The sequence below is a fragment of the Paraconexibacter sp. AEG42_29 genome, assembly GCF_040581415.1.
Classification (GTDB): domain Bacteria; phylum Actinomycetota; class Thermoleophilia; order Solirubrobacterales; family Solirubrobacteraceae; genus Paraconexibacter.
Genome location: NZ_CP114014.1, coordinates 2,303,589 through 2,318,896, shown reverse-complemented (window position 1 = coordinate 2,318,896; position 15,308 = coordinate 2,303,589). Strand labels below are relative to the sequence as shown.

The window sequence follows — 15,308 nt, the reverse complement described above, 5'->3', positions numbered from 1 at the left end:
GAACGGCGGGTCAGACCGTCTGCTGCACCCGCGAGCCCTCGCGGTCCTTGATGACGTGGACCTGCGCGGTGATGCGCTGGCGCAGCTCGGCGACGTGCGACACGACGCCGACGGCGCGCCCGCCCTCGCGGAGCCGGTCGAGGACCTCGAGGGCGTTGTCGAGCGCGCGCTCGTCGAGCGACCCGAAGCCCTCGTCCACGAACAGCGTCTCCAGCCGCGCACCCCCGGCCTCGGCCGCCACCACGTCGGCCAGGCCGAGCGCGAGCGCGAGGCTCGCCTGGAAGGTCTCGCCGCCGGAGAGCGACGCCGGCTGACGGTCGCGGCCGCTCCACCCGTCGACCACCCGCAGCCCGAGTCCGCTCCGCCGGCCGTGCGACGCCCGCTCGTCGTCGAGCACCAGGGTGTAGCGCCCGTCGGTCATCCGCTCCAGGCGGACCGACGCGGCGGCGGCGATCTCCTCCAGGCGGGCGGCCAGCACGTATGCGCGCAGCCGCATGCGCTTGCGGTTCTGGGAGGAGGTGCCGTCCACGAGCGTCGCGACCGCGCGGACCGTCGCCGCCTCCTCGGCGGCGGGACCGTGGCTCTCCAGGCAGCGCTGGAGCTCGCGGCGCAGGGCGCGCAGCCCCTCGGCCCTGCCGCGGACGCGTTCCAGCGCGTGGCCTGCCTCGGCGTCGGCGGCCGCGGCCGCCCGGGCGGCGGCCATCGCGGCCGGCTCGTCCGGATCCGGTGCCGTGACGGCAGCGACGAGCTCGGGGTCCCCGAGCAACGCACGGCGCTCCGCAAGGCCGTCGTGGTGGGCGCGGATGCCGGCCTCGAGCGCGGTCATCGCGCGCGGGTCGAGCACCGCCCCGGCGGCGTCGTCCGGACCGTCGAACCCGGCCTCGACCGCCGCCGCCACCGCGCGGGCCTGGGCGTTGAGGGCCTCCTCACGGGCGACCGCGGCCTGCTCGACGGCCGCGGCCGCCGCGTCGAACGCCGCCGCGCGGGCCTCCAGTGCATGCACCCGACCGACCACCGTCTCGGCGCCGTCGAGCGCCGCCCGCAGGCGCGTGGTCTCGTCGGCCTGCGTCGCCTCGAGCTCCGCGACGCGCGCCTCGAGCGCCGCGCAGGCTTCCGCGGCCGTCCTGCGCTCATGCTCGACGCCGGCCTGCTCGGCCGTGAGCTCACCGAGCGCACGATCGGCCGTCGCCGCCCCGGACGCGGCCTGGTCCGTCGCCGCGGACTGCGCCGCGGCCCAGTCGGCCTGGACGGTGAGGTCGAGCAGCGACGCCTCCCCGGCGACGGCGACCGCGGCGGCCAGCAGCGCGTCGATGTCGGCCACCGCGCGTTCGGCGACCCGGGAGGCCTCGCGGGCGGCGTCGACCACGGCCTTCGCCGCGTCCTCCTCGGCGGCGGTCACGCGGCCGCGCACCAGGTGCGCCGCCGGCTCGGGGTGCTCCACCGATCCGCACACCGGGCACGGCACGTCGTCGTCGAGCGTCGCCGCAAGCTCGGCGGCCATGCCCTCCAGGCGGGCTTCGCGCAGCGCGAGCCAGCGGTCGACCTGCTCGCGCTCGGCGTCCTTCGCCGTCACGACGGCGCGCAGTGCGGCCTCGCGCCGGTCCTGCGCCGCATCGCGGCGGGTCGCGGCCTCCACGCGGGCAACGGCGGCGGCCGCGGCGTCGGCGTGCTCCTCGCGGCGGGCCAGGGCCAAGCGGCCGGCCTCGACCATCGCCTGGGCTTCGGCCCGGCGGGCGACCGCGGCCGCAAGCCACGTGTCCGCACCGCTCACCCGGTCACGGAGGCCGATCTGCTCCCGGCCGGCCGCGGCGAGCGCGGTCGCTCGCGCTGCGACCTGCCGCTCCACCGTCGCCAGACCGCCTGCCTCCCCTGCCGCCGTCCGTGCACCGGCCGCCTGCGCGCGCAGCGCGGGGGGCTCGCGGTCGCAGCCGCCGACCGCCCCGCACGCCCCGGCCGCGACCTCGTCCGCCGTGTTCGCCGTCTCAGCGGTCGTGGCCGCGACCCGCAGCAGCGGCGCCACCGCCGCCGCCGACCGTGCCCGCTCGAGGCGGACGGCGTCGGCGGCCCGGGCCTCGCTGCCGGCCTCGAAGTCGTCGAGCTCGCGCGCAGCACGGGCATGGCGGACCCGCCGCTCGAGCTGCACCCGCACGGCCTGCAGTGCCGCGTCGGCACCCGACCGCGCGGCCGCCGCATCGGTGCAGACCTCTTCGGCGACGGCGCGGTCCGCGTCCGCCAGGACCTGGGCGTCGTCCGCCCAGGCGGCGAGCAGCGGCGGCTGGTCCTCCCAGCCGTCCGGCGGCTCGGCGTCGAGGACCTGCCCGACCCGCGAGGCCAGGTCGCGCAGCGTCTGCAGCGCGCCGCGGAGCGCCTCGTCGGCCTGCCGGCGCCGGTCGGCGAGCCAGCGTTCGGCCTCCTCGAAGCGCTCGGTCCCGAAGAGCCGGGCCAGCAGCTCCTCCCGTTCATCGCTGCGGGCGTGCAGGAACCGCGCGAACTGCCCCTGGGGCAGCAGGACGACCTGGCAGAACTGGTCGCGGTTCATGCCGAGCAGGCGGTCGAGCTCGTGCTGGACCTCCTCGACGCGGTTCGCGAGTGCCCGGGCGCCGCCGTCGGGGGCGATGGCCTCCAGCAGCACCGTGGGCGCGACCATCGTCGTGCCGGTGCCGCGCTGCTTCGGGCGCTCCTGTCGCGGGCTGCGCGTGATCCGCAGGCGCTCGCCCCGGAGCGTGAGCTCGAGGACGACCTCGGTCGGGACGTCCGCGCCGGCCAGGTCCGCCCGCTCGCGCGCGTCCCCGCCCCGCGCCCCCGGCAGCTTTCCGTAGAGCGCGAAGCAGACGGCGTCGAGGAGCGTGGTCTTGCCGGCGCCCGTCTCGCCGTGCAGCAGGAACAAGCCCGCATCGGACAGCGTGTCGAAGTCGACCTCGGCCGCGGCCGCGAACGCCTGCAGCGCCTGGACGCGGAGATGGTGCAGACGCACGGGGTCAGCTCACCGCCTCGGCCACTCGGTGCGCGCTGAGCGCGTCATCGAGCAGGCGCTGCTCGGCCGCCGACGGGCCGGCGCCGCGGACGTCCTCGACGAACGCCGCGGCCAGCTCACGGTCGTCGAGCCCGCGCAGGCGGACGGCGTAGGACTCCTCGGACCGGGCCACGACGCCCGACGGCTCGAAGGCAAGGACGACGGCGTGCGGGAACCGGGCCCGCAGCCGCTCCATCGCCTCGGCGGGACGAGCGGCGTCGGTCAGCGTGACCTGGACCCAGGCGTCCTCGGCCCCGGTGAGGGCCGGGTCCGCGAGCAACGTCTCCAGCTCCCCGCGGAGCACCGCGAGCGGTCGGGCGACCGGACACGGCAGCAGCTCCACCGCCGGCACAGCGCCGTCGAGGTCCACGAGCGCCACCGACTTGGCGTGGCCCGCCTCGGAGAACGAGAACGCCACCGGCGACCCCGCGTAGCGTGCGCGACCACCCACCCGCTGCGGAGCGTGCAGGTGCCCGAGCGCGACGTAGTCGACGCCCGCGAAGATCGACCCCGGGATGCTGGCGGCGCCGCCCACGGCCAGGTCGCGCTCGCTGGACGACTCGGCCCCGCCCGCCACGAAGGCGTGCGCGAGCACCACGGCCCGCGTGACGTTCGGCCGCGTGGCCAGATCGGCCCGCACGCGCTCCATCGCCGCGGCCATGACCGGCCCGTGCCCGCGCGCCTCCACGCCCAGCAGCGGGCGCGCGACGTCCGGCTCCAGGTACGGGATGCCGTAGATCGCCGCCTGCCCGACGACGACGGGGTCGCCGATCTGCGACACGTCCGTCCGCAGGTGCAGCCCGGCGTCCGCGAACATGCCCGCGCCGAACCCCAGCCGTGTCGCGGAATCGTGGTTGCCGCTGATCATCACGACCGGCGCGACCTCGACGAGACGCTTCAGCGCGTCGTCCGCGAGCCGGACCGCGTCGACCGGCGGCAGCGCGCGATCGTAGACGTCCCCGCTGACGAGGACCGCGTCCGGCCTGCTCTCGCGTGCGGTGTCGACCAGCCAGTCGACCCAGGCCGCCTGCGCGTCGATCAGCGAGGCACCGTGGAAGGAGCGCCCGAGGTGCCAGTCGGCTGTGTGCAGGAACCGCATCGCACGAGGGTGTCGAGCGGGGCGGACGGAAGCTGACACTCGATGCCCGCTCGCGCGCTTTCTCCGCACCGGCGCTGCAGATCCGCTGCAAGGCGCGTTGCCGACGGCGCAGATCCGGCCGGCCCGCCGGCCGGCCGCGTCACCACACGAAGCCGTTGAGCACGGTCAGCATCTGGCCGCGCTCAACCGGACCGAAGCGGACGATCCAGCCGTCTCCGTGCTCCTGTCGCAGCATCGCGGCCACCCCGGAGTCCTCCAGCTGGCGCTGCACCTGGTCGGCCCGCCGGAAACCGGTGGTCCCGTGGTAGAGGACGTCGATGCCGAAGCGGTCGCGCTCGACGGGCCAGATCGAGATCTTGTCCGGGCGCGTCGGTCCCGGCAGGTCACGTCCCGCCTCACGCAGCTCATCGGGCTCCGCGGGCGGCTTCGCGCTGTCGAACTCGTCCTCGAGGGGGCTGCCACCGCTCACGACCCCAGCGTAGAGCTGGAGGGCGCCGGCGAGCGTCAGCGGCTGAGGTGCCGCGCCAGCGCGGCCGCCTTGTCCGCCGCGGCGATCCCGCGGCGGTCCAGGTGGGCGTGGACGGCGGCGAGCTCGCTCCACTCCGCGACGCAGTCCTCCAGTAGGAGCTCCTCGCCGCGACCGAAGCGCTGGTCGGCGACCGTGCGCCACTCGATGCGCCCCTCGTACGCCGAGCCGGGTCGCAGCGCCAGGTGGATCAGGGAGACCGCGGTGTCGCCGCCGTCCCGCCGGACCCGCACGAACAGGCGTCCGCCCGCACCCGCCGGCGGCAGCACGCGAGCCACGGTCCGGCCGTCCGCCTCGATCGGCAGCTCGCGGCCCCGGTCGACGCCGAACATCATCCCGCCCATCGCAGCCAGGAAGATCACCACGCCGATCACCGCCAGCAGCGCCACCAGGCCCGGGGGCGACTCGGCGACGACCGCCCAGCCCGCCCACAGCAGTGCCGCGCCACCGCCGACAGCCCCGCTCGCCGCCGCGAGGTTCGCCAGCACGTCGTCCGCCCGCGAGACACCACCGGCGTGCTTCAGCTCCGGCAGTGCGGCAAGCGTCTCGAAGCCGCGCTGGAACGTCGGCGGCGACGCGTCGATCTTGCGGACGAGCTCACGCAGGCCGGCGTCGCTGGACACGTCGGGGGCCCAGCCGCGGGGGACGGCAGCGCCCGCGCTCGTGGCCTTCCGCGCGCGGCCGGACGGCGTACGGCGGCTGAGCTCGGCGTCCAGCCGCGACTGCCCGTCCCAGGACGGGCGTGGATCCGGTCCGTCCGACACCGGCGCGCTCGCCGCGCGCTAGCCGACTTCGGCCGGCTCGTCCTTGCCCTGCAGGCGCTCGCGCCCGCGGCCGACGGCGGCGATGAACTTCGAGAGGTTGACCTCGAGCGTGTTGAGGATCTCGTCGGCGTAGTCCTCCGCGCCGAGCCGGATCTCGCGCTCACGGGCCCGCGCGTCCTCGATGATGTCCTCGGCGGCGCGCTCGGCCTGCTTGGTGATCTCCTCCTGGGAGATCAACTGGTCCTGCTTCTCGCGCGCTTCCTTGATGATGCGCTCGGCTTCGCGCTTGGCCTCCGCGAGCATCTCCTGACGCTCCTTGACGATCCAGCGCGCCTGCTTGATCTCCTCAGGGATCGTGGCGCGCATCTGATCGAGGATGTCGTAGATCTCTTCTTTGTCCACGCGGACGGTGTCGCTGAGCGGCACCGGCTTGGCGTTGTGGACGAGATCGTCGAGCTTGTCAATGAGGACCAGGACGTCCATGGGTTCGCCTTATTTCGTGCTGTTCACGGACGTTCCTGCACTACGAGCGACGCGACAACTCTTCTTGCAAGCGCGTTGCCACCCGTGGCGGAACGAGACCGTCGATCGTCCCACCGAACGTCGCGAGCTCTTTGACGCCGCTGGAACTCAGGAAACTGTACTGCGGTGAGGCCATGACGTAGAACGTGTCCACGTCAGGGGCCTGGATGCGGTTGAGCTGGTTCATCTCGAACTCGTACTCGAAGTCGGAGATCGCGCGCAGTCCCTTGACGATCGCGCGAGCACCGACGCGCCGGGCGAACTCGACCACGAGGACGTCGAACGGCTCGGCCCGGACGTTGTCCAGGTGGGCCGTCCCGTCCTCGATGAACGACAGCCGCTCGTCGATGTCGAAGAGCGGCTTGTTCTTGCGCACGGACAGGTTGACGACGGCCACGACGACCTCGTCGAACACATGCGCCGCGCGGGCGATGACGTCGAGATGGCCGTTGGTTATGGGGTCGTAGGACCCCGGGCAGACGGCGAGGGACTTCTTTGAAGGCGTGTCAGGCATGCAGGTGGATCCGGATCAGGGTGGTGCCGTAACGGCGTTCTTTGCTCATCGGGAGGCGGTCGAGTGTCATGGGGCGGCGGCGTCCGGACTCGGTGACGACCCGTCCACCGGCGGCCAGGACAGCGGCCACGTCGTCCTGCAGTGCCGGCCCGAGCTCCTCGGCGAGCTGGTAGGGCGGATCCAGGAAGACCAGATCGTATGCCTCTGCGGCCCGGGCCGCCTCCTGCAACAGACGTTGCGCGTCCGAGCGCACCACCGTGGCGACGTCCGGCCCGGCGTCGAGGGTGGCCAGGTTCGCCCGGATCGCGGTGACCGCGGCCCGGTCCTCGTCGCAGAAGCGCGCGGTTCCGGCGCCCCGGGAGAGGGCTTCGATCCCCATCGCTCCGCTGCCCGCGAAGAGGTCGAGGACGCGCATGTCCTCGTCCAGCGGGCCGAGCATCGAGAAGACGGCCTCGCGGACGCGGTCGGCGGTCGGGCGCGTGTGATCCCCGGGCGGGGCGACGAGGCGACGGCCGCGCCAGGCTCCGGCGATCACGCGCATCGGAGGAACCCTAGCCGCGGACGTGCCGCCTCGCCGCCGGCCCCGATGTCAGCTTCTGCCCACGATGTGGTGCACAACCTGACAGCGGCCGCCCGCGTTCGGACTTCCAGCTGCCGAGCGCGCGCAGTGCTACGCCGAGATCGCCGCTGACTCGATCAGCGCGACCTCCTCGGCCAGCAGCTCGTGGTCGACCGCCGAGAGCGACGGGTCCGCGTCCAGCAGCAGCTGCGCACGCTCGTGGGCGAGCGCCAGCAGCTCCCCGTCCTCCGGCAGCCGCGCGAAGCGATGCCGGGCCATGCCGGACTGGCGGGTGCCGGTGATCTCGCCCTCCCCGCGCAGCTCGAGGTCGATCTCGGCCAGGCGGAAGCCGTCGGTGTGCTCCGCCAGCGCCTGCAGGCGCCGGGAGTCCGCCGGCCCGAACAGCAGGCAGAGCGACGCGTGCTCCCCCCTGCCCACCCGGCCGCGCAGCTGGTGCAGCTGCGAGATGCCGTAGCGCTCGGCGTCCTCGACCAGCATGGCCGTCGCGTTGGGCACGTCGATGCCGACCTCGATCACGGTCGTGGCGACGAGGACGTCCGCCTCCCGGGCCGCGAACGCCGCCATCACGGCGGCCTTCTCGCGCGACTTCATCTGCCCGTGCATCAGCACGACGCGGAAGTCGACGAGCTCCCCGGCCTGCAGCCGCTCGTACTCGGCGGTCGCCGCCCGGGCGGCCAGCGCCTCGGACTCGGACACCAGCGGGCAGACGACGAACGCCTGCCGGCCGGCACGCAGCTCCTCCCGCAGCCGTTCGTAGGCGCGCTCGCGGCCGCGCTCCCCGCTGACGACGTGCGTCGAGATCGGCTGGCGGCCCTTCGGCAGCTCGCGCAGCGCGGTGACGTCCAGCGCGCCGAAGGACGCCAGGCGCAGCGTCCGCGGGATCGGGGTGGCCGTCATGTGCAGGACGTGCGGCAGGTGACCCGGCCGCGCCTTCGCGTCGAGCGCCGACCGCTGCCGGACGCCGAAGCGGTGCTGCTCGTCCACGACCGCGAGCGCCAGGTCGGCGAAGGCGACGTCGGGCTCGATCAGGGCGTGGGTGCCGACGACGAGGTCGAGGTCCCCCGACGCCAGCCGCGCCAGCAGGTCCCGGCGACGCGCTGTGGTGGTCGACCCGGTGAGCAGGGCGCCCTTCACGCCCGCGCCGGCGCCCGCCAGCAGCCCGGTGTCGTCGAGCCCCGGCAGCAGCGAGCACAACGTGGCGAAGTGCTGCTCGGCCAGCGTCTCGGTCGGCGCCATCAGCACCCCCTGCCGGCCCGCGTCCACCGCCCGCATCAGCGCGTGCAGGGCGACGACCGTCTTGCCCGAGCCGACCTCGCCCATCAGCAGCCGCTGCATCGGCCTGTCCCGCGCCAGGTCGTCATCCACCTCGTCCATCGCACGGGCCTGGTCCCCGGTCGGCGCGAACGGCAGGAGCTCCGCGCGCCAGTGGGCACTCACCGTCGGCGGCGCGTCGAGCGCCTTCGCCACGTGCGCGCCGCGCCGCTGCGCCCGGAGACGCAGCTGGACGATCTGATCCACGAGCAGCTCGTCGAACGCGAGCCGGCGCCGGCCACCCTCGTGGTCGCCGAAGTGGGCGGCGGCCAGCGCCGTGACCTTGTCGGGCAGCCGCTCGGCGCGGATGAGGTCCGGCGGGAGCGGGTCCGCGAAGTCCTGCAGGTGCGCGCGCTGCGCCTGCACGGCGGCGAGGATCTGGATCGACGTGATGCCCTTGGTCGCCGGGTACTGGGCGACGGCCGCACCGGTCGCGACCAGCTGGTCGGTGACGGCGTGCGAGTTCACCCGGAAGCGCTGTCCGCCCTGGTACTTGCCCGCCAGCACCAGGCGCGTGCCGGCCTTGTACTGGTGCTGCAGCCACGGCTGGTTGAAGAACGTGGCCTGCATGACCCCCGTGCCGTCCACGACGACCGCCTGCACCAGCGGCTTCATCCCGCGGCGGCGGACCGGCCGGGACGTGATCCGGCGGACCTCGACGACGACCGTCGCGACCTCGTCCTCGACGAGCTCCTCGATCGTCCGCCCCTCACCGCTGGCGCGCGGGAGGTGGCTCAGCAGCTGCCCGACGGTCTCCAGGCCGAGCAGCACCGCTGCCTCCCCGACCGTCGGGATCGCCCAGTCGAGCGGCTCGGACAGCCGCGAGGGCCGCGGGTAGCGCACCGGCGCCGCCCGCAGGTCGGCGTCGGTCAGCGGCTCGGGGTCGGCGAAACGGGACGGCAAGACCGGTCAATCATGAGCGACCACGCGGCGTCCACGCGTCTCGGCATCCGGGAGACAGGGCGAACGAGCCCCCTGGGCGAGCTCGCCCGAACCCGAGCGCGCAGCGCGAGCGGTTCGGCCTATTCGGCGCTGAGGAGCCACCAATAGCTGGGCTGGCCGCCGTGCTCCCACTCGAGCTCGACCCCGCCGTCGAGGAGCGACGCGACCGCGTCCTCCCCCAGCGGCGCGCCCTGACCGGCGATGCACGTGATCAGCTCGGCGCCGGAGGCCAGGGCCTCGAGCACTCCCCGCAACGTGTCGCGCGGCTGTCCCCAGGCGACGAGCTCGTCGTCGACGAACCCGACTGCGTCGCCGATGCCGTAGCGGCCCGCCGGGTCGACCCGTGCCGCCGGCGCGACGGCGCCGGTCCGGATCTGCGCGGCGGCGGCGAGCATCGCGTCCGCGTTCACCGCTGCGTCGGCCGTGCTCTGGAGCGCGACCGCGGCAGCGAGGCCTGCCTGCATCGACCGCAGCGGCAGGACGCGGACCGTCTTGTCCGACAGGTCCGCGGCCCGCTCGGCCGCCATGATCACGTTCGGCGAGTTGGGCAGGACGACGACCTCCTCGGCCGCGACCTCGTGGATCCCGGCGAGCAGGTCGTAGGTGGACGGGTTCATCGTGGGCCCGCCGTCCAAGGGCTGCACGCCGAAGGAGCGGAACAGCTCGCCCACCCCGGCCGCCGACACGACGGCCAGGGCCCCGGTGCGCTGCTGGGCGCCGCCGCCGGCGGCCATGCGCGCCTCGCGCTGGACGACCTGCGCGTGCATGTCCGCGACGTCGAGCCGCGAGACCTCGCCGGCGCCGTCGAAGACCGACGTCGCGGTCGCCGGGTCGTCGGTGTGGACGTGGATCTTCAGCGTCTGCTGATCCCCCACGACGAGGACGCTGTCGCCGATGTTCTCGAGCAGCGGGATGAAGCGCTGGGACTCCAGGCCGTGCCCGGTGACCGCGAAGTTCGTGCAGTAGCGGTACGTCGAGGATTCGTGCTCGGGATGGCTGACCTTGGCGTGGGTGCGGGCCGGCGCGTAGTGGTCGAGGTCCGGCGCCTCCCCGCCCCGCAGCGCGGCGACGACGCCCGCGAAGATGATCGTGACGGCGTAGCCGCCCGCGTCCACGACACCGGCCTCCTTCAGCACGGGCAGCAGCTCCGGGCCTTCCTTCACCGCGACCTCCCCGGCGGCGATCGCCTGCTCGAGGACGTCGGCGATCAGCCGGTTCTGCAGCTCGGCGTTCCACTCGCTGCCCAGGCGCGGGTTGTCGATGTCCACCAGCGCGGTCGCGGCGGCGGCCGCCATGACGCGCATCACGGTGAGCATCGTCCCCTCGGCGGGCATCCGGACCGACGCGTAGGCGCGCTGCGCCGCCCGGCCCATGGCCGAGCTGATCATGATCGGGTCGATCAGCTCGCCGGGACGGGAGATGAGCTCCTCGGCGGCGCCGCGGACCAGCTGGCTGAGGATGACGCCGGAGTTGCCGCGGGCGCCCAGCAGCGCCGCCCGCGCGATGCGGTCGTAGACCTCCTCGCGGCCGATCTCGTCGAGCGTGCGGTCATCGATCGCGGCGAGCGTCTCGACCTCCTCCAGGACGGCCTGGAGGGTGAGCGCCATGTTGTCCCCCGTGTCGCCGTCGGCCACCGGGAAGACGTTCAGGTCGTTGATCTCCTGGCGCCGTGTCTCGAGGTGGGCCAGGGCGCCATGGACGACCGCGCGGAAACGAACGAGGCTGGGATCAGGCATGGGACCTCACCGGGAGGGAGCTGGGAGGTGGAGCGAGGGAGACAGCGGGGCCGGCCGCAGGGGCCGGCCGGGAGAAGCTAGGCCGAGCGCGGGACGCTCGTGACCTTCGTGACCTTGCCGGCCTTCAGGCAGCGCGTGCAGACGTACTCGCGGGACGCGGACTTGCCGACCATGATCCGCACCTTCTGCAGGTTCGGATCGAAGCGACGCTTGGTCGCGACCATCGAGTGGCTTCGGGACTGACCGAAGGCGGGGCCCTTCCCGCAGCTGTGACACACCTTTGCCATAAGACGAGGCAGTGTAGCGGCGGGGTGCCCTCCCCCGCGTTCCGCCGTCCGGCCGGCGGGACGCGCTACTCGGCCGGCGTGCGCGACGGTGCGGGCTGCGGCGCCGGCGGATGCGCCGGGCGGCGGGCGGGACGTGGCGTGAGGTCGCCGATGCGGCCACCCTCACGAACACGGGCAGGGGCCGGACGCGACTCCGGCAGCACCGGGACGACGAGCCCCCCCTGCGGCTGCGGCTCCGGGGCGACCGGACCGGGTCCGTCGTCGCCGCGGTCGTCCTTCGGCCACCAGTCCCGCCACGAGCCCCGATCGGGGTCGTCGCGGTCGATCATGCCCCAGATCAGCGCGCCGGCACCGATGATGTGCACGACGACCGTCAGCACCAGGGCGATGATCTCCGTGTCCTTGGTGAGGGTCACGCGGTGAGCCTAGCGCCGCCGCGGCCCGGTTTCAGGAGGCTGGCGGCTCGGCGGGCTCGAGCTGTGCCTGCAGCGACACGAGCGCGAGCACCGCGTGCGCCGCGTGGGCGCCCTGGTCGCGCTTGTCGCCCCCGGCCCGGGCGAGCGCCTGGTCCATGTTCTCGACGGTCAGCACGCCGAACGCGCACGGCACGCCGGTGGACAGCTGGACGTCCATGATCCCGCGGGCGGCCTCGCCGCAGACGTAGTCGTAGTGCGTGGTCTCGCCGCGGATGACGGCTCCGAGGCAGGCGACGCCGGCGTACCGGCCCGAGTCCACCGCGTAGGCCGCGGCCATCGGCAGCTCGTAGGCGCCGGGCACCTCGAAGACGTCGACGGTGCCGCCGGCGGACTCGAAGACCGCGCTTGCGGAGGCGATCAGCTTGTCCGCCAGCTCGCGATAGAACGTGGCGCAGACGATCGCGTAGGAGGTCATCGGTCGTCCTCCTCCTTCGCCGCCTGCGCGGCGCGGTCGCGGGCGTGCTCCTCCGCGATCATCGCCCCGTCGAGGTCGAGGCCCTGGTGGTGGAGGATGTGGCCCATCTTCGTCGCCTTCACGCGCATGTACGCCTCGTTGTGCGGGTTGGGGAGGTGCTCGATCGGGACCTGGTCGGTGACCTGCAGGCCGTAGCCCTGCAGTCCGTGGATCTTCTTGGGGTTGTTCGTCAGCAGGCGCATGGAGGTCAGGCCGAGGTCGACCAGGATCTGGGCGCCGATCCCGTAGTCGCGCAGGTCGGCGGGCAGGCCGAGGGCGAGGTTCGCCTCGACGGTGTCCATCCCCTCCTCCTGCAGCTTGTACGCCTTCAGCTTGTTGAGCAGGCCGATGCCGCGGCCCTCCTGCGAGAGGTACAGCAGGACGCCGCGGCCCTCCTGCTCGATCATCGCCAGGGCGGACTCGAGCTGCTCGCCGCAGTCGCAGCGCAGCGAGTGGAACACGTCGCCCGTGAGGCACTCGGAGTGGACGCGGACGAGCACGTCCTCCATGCCGGCGACATCGCCCTTGACCATGGCGACGTGGTGCTTGTCGTCGACGAGCGAGCGGTAGCCGGTGACCTCGAAGTCGCCGAAGGCCGTGGGCATCGCGGTCTGCACGACGCGCTCGACGAGCTTGTCGTGACGCCGGCGGTAGGCGATCAGGTCGGCGATCGTGATCAGCTTGAGGCTGTGCTTGGCGCAGTAGGCGGCCAGGTCGCCGACCCGCGCCATCGAGCCGTCCTCGTTCTGGATCTCGCAGATGAGGCCCGCCGGCTCGCAGCCGGCGAGGCGCGCGAGGTCGACCGACGCCTCGGTGTGGCCCGTCCGCTCCAGCACGCCGCCGGACCGCGCCTTCAGCGGGTGCACGTGGCCCGGAACGACGATGTCGGCCTTGCCCTTGGCCGGGTCGACGGCGGTGCGGATGGTCGTCGCCTGGTCGGCCGTGGAGATGCCGGTGGTGACGCCCTCGCGGGCCTCGATCGTGACCGTGAACGGCGTCTCGTAGGCCGAGTCGTTCTTCAGCGACATCAGCTCGAGGCCGAGGACGTCGCACCGCTCGGGCGTCAGGGCGACGCAGATCCAGCCGCCGGCCTGCCGCGTCATGAAGTTGATCGCGTCGGGGGTGACGAACTCGGCGGCCATGACGAGGTCGCCCTCGTTCTCGCGGTCCTCGTCGTCGACGACGACGACCATCTTCCCGGCCGCGATGTCCTCGAGCGCCTCCTCGATCGTCGCGAAGTCGACCGCGTCGTGGGCGGCCTGGGGCGGGGTGCTCATCAGGTGGGGCTCTCTTCTCGGCGGAGCGCCGCGAGGTGCGGCGCCAGCATCTTCTCGGCGTACTTGGCCATCACGTCGACCTCGAGGTTGACCGGGGTTCCCGGGGCGGCCACGCCGAGCGTCGTGCGCTCCAGCGTCTCGGGGATCAGCGACACGTCGAGCGACGTCTCGTCGATCCGGGCGACCGTCAGCGAGATCCCGTCGATGGCGATCGACCCCTTCTCGACCACGTACCGCAGCAGCCCGTCCGTCCCGCCCGGCACCGTGACCGTGACGATCCGCGCGAAGCCGTCCTGGACGACCGAGGTGATCTCCCCGAGGCCGTCGACATGGCCCTGCACGATGTGGCCCCCGAGGCGCGCGTCGGCACGCATCGCGAGCTCGAGGTTGACGGTGCGCCCGGCCGCGACGGCGCCGAGCGACGAGCGCCTCAGCGTCTCGTGCATGACGTCCGCCGTGAAGGCGGTACCGCCGCCGGCCTCGAGCTCGACGGCCGTCAGGCAGACGCCGTTGACGGCGATCGAGTCGCCGTGGCCGAGCTCGGCGGCGAGCCGCGTGCGGACCGTGAGCCGGACGCCGTCGGCGGTGGCGTCGACGGCGTCGACGTGGCCAAGGTCCTCAACCAGACCGGTGAACATCGCTCACCACTCCTTCAGGCGGGCTTTGATGAGGACGTCGTCCGCACAGCGCTCGCAGTCGAGCGTGAGGGCGCGCAGCGCGTCGGAGATGCGCTCGGAGCCCTCGCCCTCGAGCGGGTCGCGGGCGGCGCGGCCGCCGAGGACGATCGGCGCGAGGAACAGGCGGATCTCGTCGATCTCGCCGGCGTCCAGGAACGCGCCGGCCAGCCGCGGGCCGCCCTCCAGCAGCAGCGAGCACAGGTCGCGGTCCCCGAGCTGGTCCAGCGCGCTGCGCACCCGTGCGTGCTCGTGCTCGCCGGTGGCGACGATCACGTCGGCGCCGGCCATCTCCAGGCCGTCGGTCGCGGTGCGGGGCGCGGCGCGGGAGACGACGACCGTCAGCGGGACCTCGGGCGCCATGCGGACCAGCTGGCTGTCCAGCGGGAGACGGGCGGTCGAGTCGAAGACGACACGCCGGGGCTGGCGGACGGGCGGATCGGACTCGAGCCGTGCGGTCAGCTGCGGGTCGTCGGCCAGCGCCGTGCCGATGCCGACGACGACCGCGTCCACGGTCGCGCGCCAGCGATGCGCGAGCTCACGCGACTGCGAGGAGGAGATCCACTTCGAGTCGCCGGTGCGGGTGGCGACCTTGCCGTCGAGCGTCATCGCGGACTTGAAGAGCACCCACGGGCGACCGGTGCGCGCGTGCTTGCGGAACGCCTGGTTCAGCAGGCGGGCTCGCGCGGCGAGTTCGCCGCCGGCGACGTCGACGGTGATGCCCTCGTCGCGGAGGATGCCGAGGCCGCGGCCGGCCGCCTTCTCGGTGGGGTCGTCCGAGGCGACGACGACGCGCTTGATGCCGGCCCGCAGGATGGCGTCGGTGCAGGGCGGCGTCTTGCCCTCGTGGCAGCACGGCTCGAGCGAGACGTAGATCGTGGCGCCGTGCAGGTCCGTGTCGCCGCACGCGGCGATGGCGTTCACCTCGGCGTGCGGGCCCCCGAAGATCTCGTGCCAGCCCTCGCCGACGACGACGTCGTCCTTCGTCACGACCGCGCCCACGACGGGGTTCGGGTGGACGTGACCGAGGCCCTTCTGGGCCAGGTCGATCGCCCGGGCGAGATGCTCGTGATCGGTGTCGGTGCGCTGCATCGGCTGCTGCCTGAGCAGTCTACGAGGTGGTGCCGCCGAGG

General features: G+C 73.7%; 15 protein-coding genes. All 15 read right to left on the bottom strand.

Annotated features, from left to right (window positions below; translation table 11 throughout):
• Positions 1-10: 10 nt before the first annotated feature.
• The 15 genes from DSM112329_RS11180 to ribD all read right to left on the bottom strand — a co-directional run bounded on the left by DSM112329_RS11180 (position 11) and on the right by ribD (position 15,267).
• Positions 11-2,974 (bottom strand): SMC family ATPase, encoded by a 2,964-nt coding sequence (locus DSM112329_RS11180; RefSeq protein WP_354701898.1) that lies wholly within the window; start codon positions 2,972-2,974, stop codon positions 11-13.
• A gap of 4 nt (positions 2,975-2,978) precedes the next feature.
• Positions 2,979-4,112, bottom strand: a complete 1,134-nt coding sequence (locus DSM112329_RS11175) for an exonuclease SbcCD subunit D (protein WP_354701897.1) — start codon at positions 4,110-4,112, stop codon at positions 2,979-2,981.
• A gap of 139 nt (positions 4,113-4,251) precedes the next feature.
• Complete coding sequence (locus DSM112329_RS11170; protein WP_354701896.1) at positions 4,252-4,581, bottom strand: hypothetical protein; 330 nt, start codon at positions 4,579-4,581, stop codon at positions 4,252-4,254.
• 35 nt (positions 4,582-4,616) lie between these two features.
• The gene (locus DSM112329_RS11165; RefSeq protein WP_354701895.1) at positions 4,617-5,402 is read right to left on the bottom strand and encodes a hypothetical protein; all 786 of its coding nucleotides are present in this window, start codon (positions 5,400-5,402) and stop codon (positions 4,617-4,619) included.
• Positions 5,403-5,420: 18 nt separating this feature from the next.
• On the bottom strand, positions 5,421-5,885 hold the full coding sequence (locus DSM112329_RS11160) for an ATPase (protein ID WP_354701894.1): 465 nt from the start codon (positions 5,883-5,885) through the stop codon (positions 5,421-5,423).
• Positions 5,886-5,925: 40 nt separating this feature from the next.
• Positions 5,926-6,438 (bottom strand): pantetheine-phosphate adenylyltransferase, encoded by a 513-nt coding sequence (gene coaD, locus DSM112329_RS11155; protein ID WP_354701893.1) that lies wholly within the window; start codon positions 6,436-6,438, stop codon positions 5,926-5,928.
• A complete protein-coding gene (gene rsmD / locus DSM112329_RS11150; RefSeq protein WP_354701892.1) occupies positions 6,431-6,979 on the bottom strand; it encodes a 16S rRNA (guanine(966)-N(2))-methyltransferase RsmD in 549 nt (182 codons plus the stop codon). The genes coaD and rsmD overlap by 8 nt, the downstream gene beginning before the upstream one ends.
• A gap of 129 nt (positions 6,980-7,108) precedes the next feature.
• Positions 7,109-9,232, bottom strand: a complete 2,124-nt coding sequence (locus DSM112329_RS11145) for an ATP-dependent DNA helicase RecG (protein ID WP_354701891.1) — start codon at positions 9,230-9,232, stop codon at positions 7,109-7,111.
• Between the two features lie 119 nt (positions 9,233-9,351).
• The gene (locus DSM112329_RS11140; protein WP_354701890.1) at positions 9,352-11,007 is read right to left on the bottom strand and encodes a DAK2 domain-containing protein; all 1,656 of its coding nucleotides are present in this window, start codon (positions 11,005-11,007) and stop codon (positions 9,352-9,354) included.
• Positions 11,008-11,084: 77 nt separating this feature from the next.
• Entirely contained in the window at positions 11,085-11,294 is a 210-nt protein-coding gene (gene rpmB / locus DSM112329_RS11135; protein WP_354701889.1) for a 50S ribosomal protein L28, read from the bottom strand.
• Positions 11,295-11,359: 65 nt separating this feature from the next.
• Positions 11,360-11,710 (bottom strand): hypothetical protein, encoded by a 351-nt coding sequence (locus DSM112329_RS11130; protein WP_354701888.1) that lies wholly within the window; start codon positions 11,708-11,710, stop codon positions 11,360-11,362.
• A gap of 31 nt (positions 11,711-11,741) precedes the next feature.
• The gene (gene ribH / locus DSM112329_RS11125) at positions 11,742-12,185 is read right to left on the bottom strand and encodes a 6,7-dimethyl-8-ribityllumazine synthase (protein ID WP_354701887.1); all 444 of its coding nucleotides are present in this window, start codon (positions 12,183-12,185) and stop codon (positions 11,742-11,744) included.
• On the bottom strand, positions 12,182-13,501 hold the full coding sequence (locus DSM112329_RS11120) for a bifunctional 3,4-dihydroxy-2-butanone-4-phosphate synthase/GTP cyclohydrolase II (protein WP_354701886.1): 1,320 nt from the start codon (positions 13,499-13,501) through the stop codon (positions 12,182-12,184). The genes ribH and DSM112329_RS11120 overlap by 4 nt, the downstream gene beginning before the upstream one ends.
• Positions 13,501-14,139 (bottom strand): riboflavin synthase, encoded by a 639-nt coding sequence (locus DSM112329_RS11115; RefSeq protein WP_354701885.1) that lies wholly within the window; start codon positions 14,137-14,139, stop codon positions 13,501-13,503. Before DSM112329_RS11115 ends, DSM112329_RS11120 begins: the two co-directional genes overlap by 1 nt.
• A gap of 3 nt (positions 14,140-14,142) precedes the next feature.
• Positions 14,143-15,267, bottom strand: coding sequence for a bifunctional diaminohydroxyphosphoribosylaminopyrimidine deaminase/5-amino-6-(5-phosphoribosylamino)uracil reductase RibD (ribD, locus tag DSM112329_RS11110; RefSeq protein WP_354701884.1), 1,125 nt, complete (start codon positions 15,265-15,267; stop codon positions 14,143-14,145).
• Between the last annotated feature and the right edge of the window lie 41 nt (positions 15,268-15,308).

What these genes read in the sequence shown, in the direction of transcription:
- DSM112329_RS11175 (WP_354701897.1), bottom strand. Translation starts at nt 4,112, where the DNA reads ATGCGGTTCCTGCACACAGCCGACTGGCACCTCGGGCGCTCCTTCCAC.
- DSM112329_RS11160 (WP_354701894.1), bottom strand. Translation starts at nt 5,885, where the DNA reads ATGGACGTCCTGGTCCTCATTGACAAGCTCGACGATCTCGTCCACAAC.
- coaD (WP_354701893.1), bottom strand. Translation starts at nt 6,438, where the DNA reads ATGCCTGACACGCCTTCAAAGAAGTCCCTCGCCGTCTGCCCGGGGTCC.
- rsmD (WP_354701892.1), bottom strand. Translation starts at nt 6,979, where the DNA reads ATGCGCGTGATCGCCGGAGCCTGGCGCGGCCGTCGCCTCGTCGCCCCG.
- DSM112329_RS11140 (WP_354701890.1), bottom strand. Translation starts at nt 11,007, where the DNA reads ATGCCTGATCCCAGCCTCGTTCGTTTCCGCGCGGTCGTCCATGGCGCC.
- rpmB (WP_354701889.1), bottom strand. Translation starts at nt 11,294, where the DNA reads ATGGCAAAGGTGTGTCACAGCTGCGGGAAGGGCCCCGCCTTCGGTCAG.
- ribH (WP_354701887.1), bottom strand. Translation starts at nt 12,185, where the DNA reads ATGACCTCCTACGCGATCGTCTGCGCCACGTTCTATCGCGAGCTGGCG.
- DSM112329_RS11120 (WP_354701886.1), bottom strand. Translation starts at nt 13,501, where the DNA reads ATGAGCACCCCGCCCCAGGCCGCCCACGACGCGGTCGACTTCGCGACG.
- DSM112329_RS11115 (WP_354701885.1), bottom strand. Translation starts at nt 14,139, where the DNA reads ATGTTCACCGGTCTGGTTGAGGACCTTGGCCACGTCGACGCCGTCGAC.
- ribD (WP_354701884.1), bottom strand. Translation starts at nt 15,267, where the DNA reads ATGCAGCGCACCGACACCGATCACGAGCATCTCGCCCGGGCGATCGAC.